The sequence below is a fragment of the Streptomyces sp. NPDC057638 genome (genome assembly GCF_042800315.1).
Classification (GTDB): domain Bacteria; phylum Actinomycetota; class Actinomycetes; order Streptomycetales; family Streptomycetaceae; genus Streptomyces.
Genome location: NZ_JBHVHF010000184.1, coordinates 1 through 16,581, shown reverse-complemented (window position 1 = coordinate 16,581; position 16,581 = coordinate 1). Strand labels below are relative to the sequence as shown.

3 protein-coding genes are annotated in these 16,581 nt (G+C 74.1%); 1 reads left to right on the top strand and 2 read right to left on the bottom strand.

Annotated elements, in window-relative coordinates; all coding sequences use genetic code 11:
* Window positions 1-197: 197 nt before the first annotated feature.
* The gene (locus ACFVIM_RS22975) at window positions 198-1,043 is read right to left on the bottom strand and encodes an alpha/beta fold hydrolase (RefSeq protein ID WP_384304287.1); all 846 of its coding nucleotides are present in this window, start codon (window positions 1,041-1,043) and stop codon (window positions 198-200) included.
* A gap of 5 nt (window positions 1,044-1,048) precedes the next feature.
* Window positions 1,049-2,374 carry an FAD-dependent oxidoreductase gene (locus ACFVIM_RS22970; RefSeq protein WP_384304285.1) on the bottom strand — a complete coding sequence of 442 codons (1,326 nt, stop codon included), beginning with the start codon at window positions 2,372-2,374 and terminating at the stop codon, window positions 1,049-1,051.
* A 379-nt stretch (window positions 2,375-2,753) separates the two neighbouring features.
* Between ACFVIM_RS22970 and ACFVIM_RS22965 the strand changes: the two genes are divergently transcribed.
* Window positions 2,754-16,581: SDR family NAD(P)-dependent oxidoreductase (locus tag ACFVIM_RS22965; protein WP_384304282.1), on the top strand; the 13,828-nt coding region annotated here is incomplete at its 3' end.

The window sequence follows — 16,581 nt, the reverse complement described above, 5'->3', positions numbered from 1 at the left end:
GGCGTGGGGGCCGGGGGGCCTGGGGGTGCCTCGGGGGACGCCTCTGGCCGGCCGTGAGGGGCCGGCCGGTGGGTGGCGGTCCGTGAGGGCTGCTGCGCTGGCTGTGGGTGAGGGGCGCGGGGGCCCGGCCCGGTCAGGGAGGCCGGGCCCGGTCCACGGAGACCGGGTCCGACGGAGACCGGGCCCCGCGCCCCGGTCTAGGGCGCGCTGTCGGTCGCGCGGGCGATGATCTCGGTGGCGATGGTCACCGGGTCCTGCTGCGGCTGCCAGTGGGACGTCTCCTCCAGGGTCACCAGCCGGTAGGGGCCGGTGACATGCTCCTGGGTCTTCTTGACGGACAGTTCGCTGACCGCCGTGTCCGTGCGGCTGTAGACGAACGTGGTGGGCACGGAGACGGGTCCGAAGTCCAGCGCGTCACCGAGGAGGTCATTGGCGCGGTACCAGTTCAGGGCCGCGTCCAGGGTTCCCGGCCGGACATGGGTGGCGACGTACCGCGCGATCTGCGCGTCCGTCAGCACACCCGGCCCGAGCTGGTTGAACCAGCCGTACAGCTCCGCCGCGCCGTCGGCCAGGAAGTGGTCGGCGGCACCGGGGGAGACGAGGAAGTCGACGTACTTCGAGCTCTGCCGCTGCTCCTCGTCGACCCGGTAGGCGTGCTGGTAGGCGTCGGCGTGCGGGATGGCCAGCGCGGTCAGGGTGCGCACCCGCCCGGGGTGGCGCGCCGCGAGGTACCAGCCGACCAGGGCGCCCCAGTCATGGCCCACCACATGCGCGGTGGACACATCCAGGCTGTCCAGGATCCCGAGCGCGTCGGCCGCCAGATGGCGCAGCGCGTACGCGGAGACCTCGCGCGGCCGGGCTCCGGGGGAGTAGCCCCGCTGGTCGGGGGCGATGGTCCGCAGCCCGGCCGCGTGGAGCAGGGGCGCGGTCTCGGTCCAGGACTCCTTGTTGTGCGGGAACCCGTGCAGCAGCAGGACCGGCTCGCCCGCCGCGGGACCCGCGACGTCCACGTCGAAGGCCAGTCCGTCGAGGGTGACGCGCATGGTACTCACCTGTCCGTTTCGGCCCCGGCGAGCGCCGCCGTGATCTCGGGGGAGCTGAGCGCCGACGGCGGGTCGACCAGTCCGATCACCCGCATATAGGCGCGGGCGACGGAGGTGTCGCGGGTGGCCGCTTCCTGTACCCGGGCGATCAGGGCGTGTCCCTGGAGCACCGCCTCCGTGCGCTCGCCCTCGACCTCCGGGAAGGAGAGGTCGGCGCCGATGGCCATGGACCAGCAGCCGTCGACCGCGTCGGTGGCGAGGTCGCCGAAGTACGCCAGCGGATCGGGCGTACGGGAGGCGGTGACATGGCGGCGCAGTACCAGCGAGCCGAGCGCGGCGACCGTCATGCCCTGGGCGTAGCTCGGGTTGAAGCTGCACACCGCGTCGCCCGCGACCAGCAGTCCGGCCGGGAAGTCGGTCATCCGGTGGTAGTTGCGGCGCAGGTTGGCCGGGAACTTGTAGCCCGCGGGCTCGTCCAGGGGCTCGGAGACCTGGAGCACCTCGTGGATGTCGGGCGCGGCCAGTGTCTTGAGGAAGTCGAGGAAGCCCTCCGGGTCGGTGGGCGGGTGGTCGCCGAGGATGCCGTAGGCGGTGACGATGGCCCGGCCGCCGTCGACCTTCTGGCAGATGGCGCCGCGGGGCACTCCGGCGGAGGCGACGGTGTTGATGGAGATATTCCCCTCGAACGCCTCGTCGGGGACCCGGTAGTAGCGGGTGGTGTAACCGAGGCCGATCTTGTGCTTCTCCTCGGGGACCGGACCGTAACCGAGTCCCTGCACCCAGACCGGGGTGCGGGAGCCACGGCCGGTGGCGTCGACGACCAGATCGGCCTCGATGGTCTCCTCGGCGCCGTTCCGCCGGACCACCACACCGGTCACCCGGCGCTGGTCCTCGGTGGTCGCGAGCCGCAGGATGTCGGCGTTCTGGGCGATGGTCACCTCGGGTATCGCCACCACCCGGTCCCGGACATAGCGCTCCAGGAACGGACGGCTGGAAGTGAGTGCCATCAGTCCGGAGCGGACCTTCGCCAGTCTCTTGCCGTTGATGATCCAGCGGACATCGTCGGCGACATCGCCGATATGGGCGCCGCCCGCCCGCATCTCCTCGGTGATCCCCGGAAAGTACTCCTCGACGATCTGTTGGCCCCGGGCGAGCAGTCCATGCAGATGGTTGCGTTGGGGCAGACCCCGGCGGGCCTCGTTCGGTCCGGTCAGCTCATCGCGGTCGACAATGGTCACCTCGGCGAAGACCTCGGACAGTACGCGGGCGGAGAAGAGCCCCGCCATGCTTCCACCGAGCACTACCGCGCGACCTTCGCGCTGCTTGTCCATGGCGTCAGAATCTCCTTGAAATATCGCTGGAGTCCGGGTTCTCAGGGCCGTGCGGCAGAGGTGACTCAAAAATGTCGGTGGGTAGCGCACGAACCCCACCCGATAAGTATCCGCAGCGGCCATAACCCGACGCTCATCAGCTGGCAACGGGCCGGTCATCGCCCTTTCCACCGGCGGCGGTTACCGCTCCATGACTGTGTGGGCACCTCATGTCACTACCGTGAATCGAACGAGCTTTTCAAGGTATGGACAACAACTCCCCGAATACCCAGTCGAGTATTCCATCGGCTATCCGCCGAGAATCCGTCGAGTCGTTCCTGCACTGAGCGACACACCCATGAAGGGGCAGCCGAGCGTGGTGACGAGTGAGAACAATCCGGTGGCAGCGGCTCAGAGCGACCAGACGGAGCCGATCGCTGTCGTGGGACTCTCCTGCCGATTCCCCGGCGCCGCGACGCCCGAGGGTTTCTGGGCCCTGTTGAGCGGTGGTATCAGCGCGGTCACCGAGGTGCCGCCGGGGCGCTGGGGCGTCCCGGCCGAAGGGGCTCCCGCGGAGGGCGGGGCGCGCGCGCCGGGCCGGGGCGCCTTCCTGGACGGGGTGGACCGGTTCGACGCCGGCTTCTTCGGGATCTCGCCGCGTGAGGCGGCGGCCATGGACCCCCAGCAGCGGCTGGTGCTCGAACTGGCCTGGGAGGCGCTGGAGGACGCCGGGATCGTGCCCGCCGCCCTGCGCGGCAGCCGGACCGCCGTCTTCGTCGGCACCCTGCGGGACGACTACACCAACCTGCTGTACCAGCACGGTACGGAGGGCGTCACCCAGCACACCATGGCCGGGGTGAACCGGGGTGTGATCGCCAACCGGGTCTCCTACTACCTGGGGCTGCACGGCCCGAGCATGACCGTCGACTCGGCGCAGTCGTCCTCGCTGGTCGCGGTCCACCTGGCGTGCGAGAGCCTGCGCAACGGGGAGTCCGCCACCGCGCTCGCGGCGGGGGTGAACCTCAATCTGCTGGCGGAGAACGCGATCACGGAGGAGCGGTTCGGGGCGCTGTCGCCCGACGGCACCTCGTACACCTTCGACGCCCGCGCCAACGGCTTCGTGCCCGGCGAGGGCGGCGGGGTCCTGGTGCTCAAGCCGCTCGCGGCGGCCGTCGCCGACGGCGACCATGTCTACGGGGTGATCCGGGGCAGCGCGGTCAACAACGACGGCGCCACCGACGGGCTGACCGTGCCCAGCGCCGCCGCGCAGGAGGACGTGGTCCGCCTGGCCCACCAGCGGGCCTCACTCGGCGCCGGGGAGCGGGTCCAGTATGTGGAGCTGCACGGCACCGGCACCCCCGTGGGCGACCCGATCGAGGCCGCCGCGCTCGGGGCCGCGCTGGGCGCGGGCCGCGCGGACGGCGAGGAGCTGCGGGTCGGCTCGGTCAAGACCAACATCGGTCACCTGGAGGGCGCGGCGGGCATCGCGGGGCTGATCAAGACCCTGCTGAGCATCGCCCACCGCCAGTTGCCCGCCAGCCTCAACTACGAGACGCCCAATCCCGCGATCCCGCTGGCGGAACTGGGGCTCGCGGTGCAGACGGAGCTGTCCGGCTGGCCGCGCCCGGACGCGCCGCTGGTCGCCGGGGTCTCCTCGTTCGGCATGGGCGGCACCAACGCGCATGTCGTCGTGGCGGAGCCGGTCGCCACCCCGGCCGCCCAGGAGCCGCTCGCCTCCCCGGCCGCCCAGGAGCCGGTCGCCTCCCCGGCCGCGCAAGAGCCCGTCGGGTCCCCGGCCGTCCAGGAGCCGGGCGCGTTGTCGGCCGCGCAAGAAACGGACGATCGTGCTCCGGAGGAGGAACAGGCGTCCGCCGTACCGGCGCCGCTCCCCTGGATCGTCACCGGACACTCACCGGGGGCCCTGACCGCCCAGGCCGGGCGGCTCGCCGACGCCCTCAACGGATCCGTCGGATCCACCGCCGACGCCGCCGATATCGGGCAGGCCCTGGCGAGTCGCCGCACCCACTTCCCGTACCGCGCCGTCGTCATCGGCGAGGACGGTGACGCGCTCACCGGCGGACTGCGGGCGCTGGCCCAGGAGCGGCCCGCCGCCGGGGTCGTCATCGGCGACGGCACCGGCGAGGCGCCCGGCCCGGTCGCCTTCGTCTACACCGGCCAGGGCGCCCAGCGGATCGGGATGGGCCGTGAGCTGGCGGCGGCCTACCCGGTCTTCAAGCAGGCGTTCGACGAGATCTGCGATCGGCTGGACCCGCTGCTGCCGGGATCGGTCGTGGACGCGATCGAGACCGGCGAGGGGCTGGACGAGACCGGGAACACCCAGCCCGCGCTCTTCGCCTTCGAGGTGGCGCTGACCCGGCTGCTGGAGTCCTGGGGCATCCGCCCCGACTATGTCGCCGGACACTCCATCGGCGAACTCGCCGCCGCCCATGTTGCGGGCGTGCTGGAGCTGGACGACGCGGTGAAGCTGGTCGCCGCCCGTGCCACGCTGATGCAGGAACTCCCCATGGGCGGGGCCATGTTCGCGGTCCAGGCCACCGAGGAGGAGGTACGGCCGCTGCTGACCGACGAGGTGTCGATCGCCGCCGTCAACGCGCGCGACTCGGTCGTCGTCTCCGGTGAGTGCGAGGCCGCCGACGCCATCGCCGGACACTTCTCCGCCCTCGGCCGCAAGACCAAGCGGCTGGTGGTCTCGCACGCCTTCCACTCCGCCCGGATGGACGGCATGCTCGACCCCTTCCGCCGGGTGGCCGCCCAGCTGACCTACCACGAGCCCGCCATCCCCGTCGTCTCCACCCTCACCGGCGCGCTCGCCACCGGGGACGATCTGCGCACCGCCGACTACTGGGCCGACCAGGTCCGGGGCACCGTCCGGTACGCGGACGCCGTCACCACGCTCAATGGCCTGACCATCGGTACGGTGATCGAGGTCGGCCCCGACGCCATCCTCGCCCCGCTGTCGGGCGCCACCCCCACCGCACGCCGGGGCAAGCCCGAACCCGCCACCGTGCTCACCGCCGTCGCCACCGCCTTCACCCAGGGTGTCGCGGTCGACTGGGACGCCGTGTACGCGGGCCGGGGCGGGCGCCGGGTCGCCCTGCCCACCTACGCCTTCCAGCGCCGCCGCCACTGGTTCGACGCCAGCGGCCGCAAGGCCGTCGCCGCCGTCAGCGCGCCCGCCGACGACGCCGCCGGGACCGCTCCCGCCACCCCGCGCGGCGCGCTCGGCGAGCGCCTGGCCGCGCTCTCCGCCGACGAGCGCCGCCGCGCCGTGGACGAGCTGGTCACCGGCCATATCAGCGCCATCCTGGAGTACGGCGAGGGCGAGCGCCTCGATGAGCGCACCCCGTTCCAGAAGCTCGGCTTCAGCTCCATGATGACCACCGAGCTGCGGGCCTCCCTCGCCCGCGCCACCGGGCTCACCCTGCCCACCGGGCTCCTCTTCGACCATCCGACGCCGCGCGCCCTCGTCGCGTACGTGGAGGGTGAACTGCTCGGCGCCGCCGACGCGGACGAGGAGTACGCCCGCGCCGCCGACGCCGACGAGCCCATCGCCATCATCGGCATGGCCTGCCGCTACCCCGGCGGCGTCGCCTCCCCCGAGGACCTGTGGCGGCTGGTCGCCGAGGGCACCGACGCCGTCAGCGCCTTCCCCGTCAACCGGGGCTGGGACGAGGACCTGTACGACCCCGACCCGGACCGGCCCGGCAAGTCCGCCGTACGCCACGGCGGCTTCCTGCACGACGCGGGCGAGTTCGACGCCGCGTTCTTCAGCATCTCCCCGCGCGAGGCCCTCGGCATGGACCCCCAGCAGCGGCTGCTGCTGGAGACCGCCTGGGAGTCCATCGAGCGCGCCGGGATCGACCCGGAGACGCTGCACGGCTCGCGGACCGGTGTCTTCGTCGGCGCGACCCCGCTGGAGTACGGGCCCCGGATGCACGAGGCCCCCGAGTCCGTCCAGGGCGGCATCCTCACCGGCACCAGCCCCAGCGTGCTCTCCGGCCGGATCTCCTACCAGCTCGGGCTGCTGGGGCCCGCCGTCACCACCGACACCGCCTGCTCCTCCTCGCTGGTCGCCCTCCATCTCGCGGTGCGCTCGCTGCGCTCCGGCGAGACCAACCTGGCCATCGCGGGCGGCGCGACCGTGATGTCCTCGCCCGGCATGTTCGTGGAGTTCTCCCGCCAGCGCGGGCTCGCCCCCGACGGGCGCTGCAAGTCCTTCGCCGCCGGGGCCGACGGCACCGGCTGGGCCGAGGGTGTGGGCCTGCTGCTGGTGGAGCGGCTCTCCGACGCCCGCCGCAACGGCCACCAGGTCCTCGCCGTCATCCGCGGCACCGCCATCAACCAGGACGGCGCCTCCAACGGGCTCACCGCCCCCAACGGCCTCTCCCAGCAGCGCGTCATCCGCCAGGCCCTGGCCGACGCGGGCCTGGCGCCCACCGAGGTCGACGCCGTCGAGGCGCACGGCACCGGCACCAAGCTGGGCGACCCCATCGAGGCCGAGGCCCTGATGGCCACCTACGGCAGCGGCCGCGAGGGCGGCGAGCCGGTGCGGCTCGGCTCGCTCAAGTCCAACATCGGCCATGCCCAGGCCGCCGCCGGAGTCGGCGGCATCATCAAGATGGTGCAGTCGATGCGCCACGGTGTGCTGCCGCGCACCCTCCATGTGGACGAGCCCTCGCCGCATGTGGACTGGAGCGCGGGCGCCGTGGAACTGCTCACCGAGGCCCGGCCCTGGCCCGCGCTGGACCGGCCGCACCGCGCCGCCGTCTCGTCGTTCGGCATCAGCGGCACCAACGCCCATGTCGTGATCGAGGCGTCGCCCGAGGCCGCCGTGACCGAGGCCGCCGTCACCGAGGCGACGCCCGAGCCCGCCGCCGACGAGCAGGGCACGCCCGCGCCCTGGGTGCTCAGCGCCCGCGACAGCGGCGCGCTGCGGGAGAGCGCGCGGCGGCTGCGCCAGTACGCCGCCGACAGCGCCCTGCCGCCCGCCGCCATCGCCCGCGCGCTCGCCACCACCCGTACCGTCTTCGAGGAGCGGGCCGCGGTCGTCGCCACCGGTCGCGACGGCTATCTCGCGGGGCTCGACGCGCTCGCCTCGGGCGCCGACTCCCCGGCCGTGGTCACCGGCAGCGCCGCCGGGGCGGGCCGCACCGCGTTCCTGTTCACCGGCCAGGGCGCCCAGCGGATCGGCATGGGGCACGGGCTGTACGCCGCGTACCCCGTCTACGCGCAGGCGTTCGACGCCGCCTGTGCCGCCCTCGACGGGCATCTGGAACGGCCGCTGCGCGAGGTCGTCTTCGCCGAGCCGGGCAGCGCCGACGCCGCCCTGCTGGACGAGACCACCTACACCCAGCCCGCGCTGTTCGCCGTCGAGACCGCCCTCTACCGGCTGCTGGAGAGCCATGGGGTGACCCCCGCGCTGCTCGCCGGGCACTCCATCGGCGAACTCTCCGCCGCCCACGCGGCCGGGGTGCTCACCCTCGCCGACGCGGCCACCCTCGTCGCCCACCGGGGACGGCTGATGCAGTCCGCCCGCCCCGGCGGCGCCATGATCGCCGTCCAGGGCACCGAGGCCGAGATCGCCGAGACCCTGGCCGGACACGAGGACGCCGTCTCCGTCGCCGCCGTCAACGGACCCAACTCCGTGGTGATCTCCGGCGACGCCGAGACCGCCGAGCGGATCGCCGCCCAGTGGAGCGAGCGCGGCCGCAAGACCAAGCGGCTCACCGTCTCGCACGCCTTCCACTCGCCCCACATGGACGAGATCCTCGACGCGTTCCGTACGGTCGCCCAGGGCCTGACGTTCTCGGCGCCCGCCATCCCGATCGTCTCCACCGTCACCGGGAACCTCGCCACCGAGGCCGAACTGACCTCCCCCGACTACTGGACCGGACAGATCCGGGGCGCCGTCCGCTTCCTCGACGCCGTCCGCGAACTCTCCGCGCAGGGCGCCACCGTGCTGGTCGAGGTCGGCCCCGACCCGGTGCTCACCGCGCTCGCCCAGGGCGCCTTCGAGGAGCCGGGACACACCGCCGTGGCGCTGCTGCGCTCCGGCCGCGACGAGGCCGACACCTACACGACCGGCGCCGCCCGCGCCCACACGGCGGGCGCCCCGCTGGACCCGGCCGCCTTCCTGCCCGCCGCCGCGCCCGGCGCGCCCGTCGCCGACCTGCCCACCTACGCCTTCCAGCGGACCCACTACTGGCTGGCGCCCAGCACGCCCACCGACGCGCGCAGCCTCGGCCTCGACGCGTCCGCGCACCCGCTGCTCACCACCACCGTCGAGTTCGCCGACCGGGAGGACACCCTCCTCGCCGGACGGCTCTCCACCGCAAGCCACCCCTGGCTCGCCGACCACGCCATCGACGGCACTGTGCTGGTGCCCGCGACCGGCTTCCTCGAACTCGCCGTGGCCGCCGGGGAGCATCTCGGCGCCACCCGGGTGGACGATCTGACGCTGGAGGCACCGCTGGTGCTCACCGGCCGGGAGGCCGTCCGTGTCCAGGTCGCCGTCGGCGCCCCCGACGCCGCCGGGATCCGGCCGTACGCCATCCACGCCCGGCCGGACACGGAAGGGGAGGGCGAGCGGCCGTGGACCCGGCACGCCACCGGCGCGCTCGCGCCCGCCGCCGACGAGCCGTCCGCCGACGAGGGCTTCGCGGTGTGGCCGCCCGAGGGCGCCACCGCCGAACAGCTCGACGGGGTCTACGACCGGCTCACCGCCCTCGGCTACCACTACGGACCCGTCTTCCAGGGCCTGCGCGGGATGTGGCGCTCGGGGGACGAGCTGTACGCGGAGGTCCGGCTGGACGAGGACGCCGCCTCCGGCGCCGACCGGTTCGGCGTCCACCCGGCGCTGCTGGACGCCGTACTGCACCCGGTGGTCCTCGACGCCGCCGTCGAGGGCGACACCGGACGCATCCGGCTCCCGTTCGCCTGGTCCGGCATCGACATCCACGCCACCGGCGCCGCCGAACTGCGGGTACGGATCACCCCCGCCGGGACCGACACCTACCGGATCACCCTCGCCGACCGCGCGGGCGCCCCGGTCGGCGAGATCGAGTCGCTGACCCTGCGCCCGGTCGCCAAGGAGCAGCTCGCCGCCGCCTCCGCCCCCGCCGTGGACGAGGCCCTGTTCACCCTGGTGTGGGCCGCCGTCACCGCCACCGACGCCGAGCCCTCCTGGGAGGAGACCCGCCAGGGCTTGGACGACGCGGTGGGCGCCGAGTACGCCGTGGTCCGTGTCACCGGCTCCGGCGGGGCAGACGGCTCCGGCGGGTCCGACAGTGACCCCGTCGCCGCCGCGCACCAGACCACCGCGCGCGCTCTGGCGGCGATCCAGGGCTGGCTCGCCGACGAGCGGTTCGCCGACTCCCGGCTCGCCCTCGTCACCAGCGGCGCCGTCGCCGCGCTGCCGGGGGAGCCGGTCACCGATCTGGCCGCCGCCCCCGTCTGGGGCCTGGTCCGTTCGGTCCAGTCCGAGCACCCCGACCGGATCGTCCTCGTCGACCTCGGCGAGAACGCCTCCGACGCCGACCTCACCCAGGCGCTCGGCACCGGCGAGCCCCAGATCGCCGTCCGGGACGGTGTGCTGAGCGCGCCCCGGCTCGCCCGGCCCGTCCGTACCGCGACCGACACCGCGCCCGACACCGTGCTCGATCCTGAGGGGACCGTCCTGGTCACCGGCGGCACCGGCGGACTCGGCGCGCTCTTCGCCCGCCATCTCGTCACCGCCCACGGCGCCCGCCATCTGCTGCTCAGCAGCAGGCGCGGCCCCGACACCCCGGGCGCGGCCGAGCTGACCGCCGAACTCACCGCGCTCGGCGCCGAGGTGACCATCGTCGCCGCCGACGCCGCCGACCGGGACGCGCTGCACCGGATGCTCACCGACGCCGCCGCCCGCCGCCCGCTGACCGCCGTCGTCCACACGGCCGGTGTGCTGGACGACGCCACCGTCGAGTCCCTGACCGGCGAGCGGCTCTCCACCGTGCTGCGGCCCAAGGTCGACGCCGCCTGGTACCTGCATGAACTCACCCGGGACCTCGGGCTCTCCGCGTTCGTGCTGTTCTCCTCCATCTCCGGGCTCACCGGCACCGCCGGACAGGGCAACTACGCCGCCGCCAACACCTTCCTGGACGCCCTCGCCGCCGAGCGGCGCGCCCAGGGCCTGGCGGCCACCTCGCTCGCCTGGGGCCTGTGGGACGGCAGCCACGGTATGGGCGCCACCCTCACCGAGGCCGACATCGCCCGCTGGGCCCGCGCGGGCATGACCCCGCTCACCCCCGACCAGGGCCTGGCGCTCTTCGACTCCGCGCTCGCGGGCGAGGAGGCGCTGCTGGCGCCGGTCGGGCTGAGCCTGGCCCGGTTCCGGAGCGGCGACGAGCCGGTACCCCCGCTCTACCGGGGGCTGGTGCGCCCGAGGGCCAAGCGCTCGGCCGCCACGGCCCAGGGCGGCGCCCAGGGCTCGGACTGGATGCGGCAGATCGGCGCCCTCGCCGACGGCAAGCGCAAGGACGCCGTCCTCGACGCCGTCCGCGCCACCGTCGCCGCCGTCCTCGGCCACTCCGGCGCCGCCGCCGTCGCGCCCGACCGGTCCTTCAACGACCTGGGCTTCGACTCGATGGCGGGCGTGGACCTCCGTAACCGCCTCACCACCGTCACCGGACTGCGGATCCCCACCACCGCCGTCTTCGACCACCCCACCCCCGAGGCACTGGCCACCTTCCTGCTCTCCAAGGTGTCCGACACCGCCTCCCCGGCGACCGCCGCCGTCAAGGCCCGCCCGCGCGGCGCCACCGACGAGCCGATCGCCATCATCGGCATGGCCTGCCGCTACCCCGGCGGGGTCGCCTCCCCGGCCGACCTGTGGAAGCTGGTGGCCGAGGGCACCGACGCCGTCAGCCCCTTCCCCGCCAACCGGGGCTGGGACCTGGAGAACCTCTACGACCCCGACCCCGAGCACTTCGGCACCTCCTATGTCCGCGAGGGCGGCTTCCTCCACGACGCCGACCTCTTCGACGCCGAGTTCTTCGGCATCTCCCCGCGCGAGGCCACCGCCACCGACCCCCAGCAGCGGCTGCTGCTGGAGACCGCGTGGGAGACGTTCGAGAGCGCGGGCATCCGCCCGCAGACCCTGCGCGGCTCCAACACCGGTGTCTTCACCGGCGCGATGTACGACGACTACGCCTCGCGCCTGCCCGCCTCCCCGGAGGAGTTCGAGGGCTTCCTGCTGGCGGGCAACCTCTCCAGCGTCATCTCCGGACGGCTCTCCTACACCTACGGACTCGAAGGCCCGGCCATCACCGTCGACACGGCCTGCTCCTCCTCGCTGGTCGCGATGCACATGGCCGCCGGCGCGCTGCGCTCCGGCGAGTGCGACCTGGCACTCGCGGGCGGGGTGACCGTGATGAACGGCCCCAGCACCTTCATCGAGTTCTCCCGCCAGCGCGGACTCTCGCCCGACGGGCGCTGCAAGTCCTTCGCCGCCGCCGCCGACGGCACCGGCTGGTCCGAGGGTGTGGGCCTGCTGCTGGTGGAGCGGCTCTCCGACGCCCGCCGCAACGGGCACCGGATCCTCGGCGTCATCCGGGGCACCGCCGTCAACCAGGACGGCGCCTCCAACGGGCTCACCGCGCCCAACGGCCCCTCCCAGGAGCGCGTCATCCTCCAGGCCCTCGCCAACGCGGGCCTGACCACCGCCGACGTCGACGCCGTCGAGGCCCACGGCACCGGCACCAACCTCGGCGACCCCATCGAGGCCCAGGCCCTGCTCGCCACCTACGGCCAGGACCGGCCCGAGGACCGCCCGCTCTACCTCGGCTCGCTCAAGTCCAACATCGGCCACAGCCAGGCCGCCGCGGGCGTCGGCGGCGTCATCAAGATGATCGAGGCCATGCGCCACGAGACCCTGCCGCGCACCCTCCACGTCGACGAGCCCTCCCCGCATGTCGACTGGGAGTCCGGCTCGCTGAGCCTGCTCACCGACGAGGTCCCCTGGCCGAAGACCGGCACCCCGCGCCGCGCGGGCGTCTCCTCCTTCGGCATCAGCGGCACCAACGCCCATGTCATCGTCGAGGAGCCCCCGGCACCGGCCAAGGCCCGTACCGGCGCGCCCGAGCCCGCCGCCGTGCCCTGGCTGCTCTCCGGCAAGGACCCGGAGGCCGTCAAGGCCCAGGCCCGCCGCCTGCACCGGTACGTCCTGGACCACCCGGAGCTGGCCCCCCGCGACATCGGCCACGCGCTGGCGAGTGGACGGACCGTCCTCGACCACAGCGCCGCCGCCATCGGACCCGACCGCGAGTCCCTGGTCCGCGCCCTGTCCGCCATCGCCCACGGCGAGTCCGGCACCGGCGTCGTCCGGGGGAACCTGAACCGCCCCGGCAAGACCGCCTTCCTCTTCACCGGCCAGGGCAGCCAGCGCCTGGGCATGGGCAAGGAGCTGTACGAGACCAACCCGGTCTTCGCCCGCGCCCTGGACGAGGTCGCCGCCCACTTCGACCCCGAACTGGTGCTGCCGCTCAAGGACGTCGTCTTCGCCCGCGAGGACTCCGCCAACGCCTCCCTGATCGACCAGACCGCGTTCACCCAGGCCGCCCTCTTCTCCATCGAGGTCGCCCTGTTCCGGCTCTTCGAGCACTACGGCATCACCCCCGACTACCTGCTGGGCCACTCCATCGGCGAGGTCACCGCCGCCTATGTGGCCGGGGCCCTGGAACTCGCCGACGCCTGCTGCCTGGTCGCCGAGCGCGGACGGCTGATGCAGGCCGCCCGCGAGGGCGGCGCCATGGCCGCCGTCGAGGGCACCGAGGACGAGGTGCTCGCCGCCCTCGCCCCCTACGGCGACACCGTCGCCATCGCCGGGGTCAACGGCCCCACCTCGATGGTGATCTCCGGTGACGCGGACGTGGTCGAGGAGGTCATGGCCGCCTGGCGGGCCAAGGGCGCCCGCACCAAGCGGCTGCCGGTCTCCCACGCCTTCCACTCCCCGCACATGAACGAGGTCCTCGACGAGTTCCGCGAGGTCGTCGCCGGACTGCACTTCCGTACCCCCACCATCCCGGTGGTCTCCAACGTCACCGGCGCCCTCGCCACCGAGGAGCAGCTCACCTCGCCCGACTACTGGGCCACCCACATCCGCGAGGCCGTCCGCTTCCTGGACGGGGTGCGCACCCTGGAGGCCCAGGGCGTCACCAACTTCGTGGAGCTGGGACCCGACGGCATCCTCACCGCGCTCGCCCAGGGCTGCCTGGAGGAGGAGCCCGGGGCGCTGGTGGCCGCGCTGCGCCGGGACCGGCCCGAGCCGGAGACCGTCGCCACCGCCGTCGCCCAGCTGATGACCCGGGGCACCGTCGCCGACGCCCAGGCCGTCTTCCCCGGCGCCCGGCCGGTGGAACTGCCCACCTACGCCTTCCAGCACCAGCGGTACTGGCTGGAGGGCGCCGACACCCCCACCGACGCGGCCGGACTCGGCCTCGCCACCGCCGCGCACCCGCTGCTCGGCGCGGCCGTCGGCGTCGCCCACCGGGACGAGTACCTCTTCACCGGGCGGCTCTCCCGCCGCACCCACCCCTGGCTCGCCGACCACGCCGTGCACTCCGTGGTCCTCGCGCCCGGCACCGGACTGGTCGAACTGGCGCTGCGCGCCGGGGAGCAGACCGGCTGCCCGAGGGTGGAGGAGCTGACCCTCTCCGCCCCGCTGGTCCTGCCCGAGCAGGGCGGCGTCCAGCTCCAGCTCGTCCTCGGCGAGGCCGACGGGTCAGGACGCAGGCCCATCGAGATCTCCTCCCGCACGGACGCCGGTGATGGCGACCTGACCACCGACCGCCCCTGGACGCTCAACGCCAAGGGCACCCTCGCCCCCGAGGAGACCACGGCGGCCATCAGCGCGCCGTTCGCCGTCTGGCCCCCGGCCGGGGCGGCCGAGATCGCCCTGGACGACGTCTACGACCGGCTCGCCGCCATCGACTACCAGTACGGGCCCGCCTTCCAGGGGCTGCGCCGCCTCTGGCGCGGCGACGGCGAACTCTTCGCCGAGGTCGCGCTCCCCGAGGAGCAGCGCGGCGACGCGGGACGGTTCCTGCTCCACCCGGCGCTGCTGGACGCGGCCCTGCACCCGCTGCTGCCCGGCGTCGCCGACGAGGACCGCCCGGCCGTGCTCCCGTTCTCCTGGTCCGGGGTCCAGATCCACGCCACCGGCGCCTCCGTACTGCGGGTCAGGCTGACCCAGGAGGGCGAGACGGCGAGCCTGGCCGTCGCCGACGGCACCGGGGCGCCCGTGGCCTCGGTGGAGGGGCTGCTGCTGCGGCCGCTCTCCGGGCAGGCGCTGCGGGAGGCGGCCTCCACCGCCCACGACGGGCTCTTCCGGGTGGTCTGGAAGCCCGCCACCGGCCAGGGGAGCGCGCCCGACACCAGTGCCGTGGCCGTCATCGGCGACCTCACCGTCGCCGGAGCCACCCGCCACGCGGACCTGGAGGCGCTCGCCGCGTCCGGCACCACGCCCACCACCCTGGTCCTGGCGCCCGCCGCCTCCGCCCCGGACCGTACGGCGGAGGACGCGCACCAACTCCTCGCCGACACCCTTCAGACGCTGCGGACCGCGCTCGCCGACGACCGCTACGCCACCACCACCCTCGTCGTCGCCACCCGGGGCGCCCTCGCCACCAGCGCCACCGAACAGGTCACCGATGTCGGCCAGGCCGGGATCTGGGGCCTGGTCCGGGTCGCCCAGACCGAGAACCCGGACCGGATCCTGCTGGTCGACACCGACGGCGACGCACTGGAGCCGGGCGCCCTCAGCACCGGGGAGCCACAGGCTGCGCTGCGCGGCGGGAGCGCGCTGATCCCCCGGCTCGCCCGCACCACGCGCGCCGAGGACGCCACCGCCCCGCGCTGGGCCGAGGGCACCACCCTCATCACCGGGGCGACCGGCTCCCTCGGCACGCTGCTGGCCCGCCATCTGGTCACCGAGCACGGCGCCCGCAGCCTGCTGCTGCTCAGCAGGCGCGGCGAGGCGGCCGAGGGCGCGGCCGAACTGGCCGAGGAGCTGACCGGGCTCGGCGCCCGGGTCACGTTCGCCGCCTGTGACGCCGCCGACCGGGAGGCGCTGGCCGCCGCGCTCGGCCGGGTCCCGGACGACGCGCCGCTGACCGCCGTCGTCCACACCGCCGGGGTGCTCGACGACGGACTGCTCACCTCGCTCACCCCCGAGCGGCTGGCGAAGGTCCTCAAGCCCAAGGTCGACGCGGCCTGGAACCTGCACGAGCTGACGAAGGACCAGGAGCTCTCCGCCTTCGTGCTCTACTCCTCCATCGCCGGACTCATCGGCAACGCGGGCCAGGCCAACTACGCGGCCGGGAACACCTTCCTGGACGCGCTCGCCCAGCACCGCGTCGCCCAGGGGCTGCCCGGCACCTCCCTGGCATGGGGGCTGTGGGCGCAGGCCAGCACCATCAGCGGCGGCCTGGACGAGACCGACCTCAAGCGGCTGGCCCGGATCGGACTGCTGCCGCTGCCGTCGGCGGAGGGCATGAGCCTCTTCGACGCCGCGTTCACCACCGGGGAGGCCGTCCTCGGTGTCACCCGGATCAACGCCAACGCCCTGCGCAAGCAGGGGGATTCGCTGCTGCCGCTGCTGCGGGACCTGGCGCCCGCCGCGCCGCGCCGGGCGAGTGCCGCGGCGGCGGGCCCGGAGACGGGCGGCCTCTCGCTGGCGGAGCGGCTCGGTGCCCTGGCCGACGAGGACGCGCGGATGGCGCTGCTGATCGATGTGGTCCGGGCCCAGGTCGCCGGGGTGCTGGGGCACAGCGACCCCGAGTCCATCGACCCCGAGCGCGCCTTCCAGGAGATCGGCTTCGACTCGCTGACGGCGGTCGAGCTGCGCAACCAGCTCGGGGGAGCGACCGGGCTGAAGCTGCCGACCACGCTGATCTTCGACCACCCCAACTCGGCCGCCCTCGCCACCTATCTGCGCCGTCAGATCACAGTCGCGGAGGTCTCGGTGGCCGACCCGGTCCTGACCCAGCTCGACACGCTGACGGCCGCGATCCGCGCGGCCGCCGCCGACAAGGAGGCGTACGAGAAGATCACCGGCCGGCTGAAGGAGCTGATCGGTGTCGCCGACGCCGCGGGCGGCTCCGACGGTGACACCCCGTCCGAGGACACCGGCCCGACCGCCGCCGACCTCGAGGGCTCCTGGATCACCGGCTACG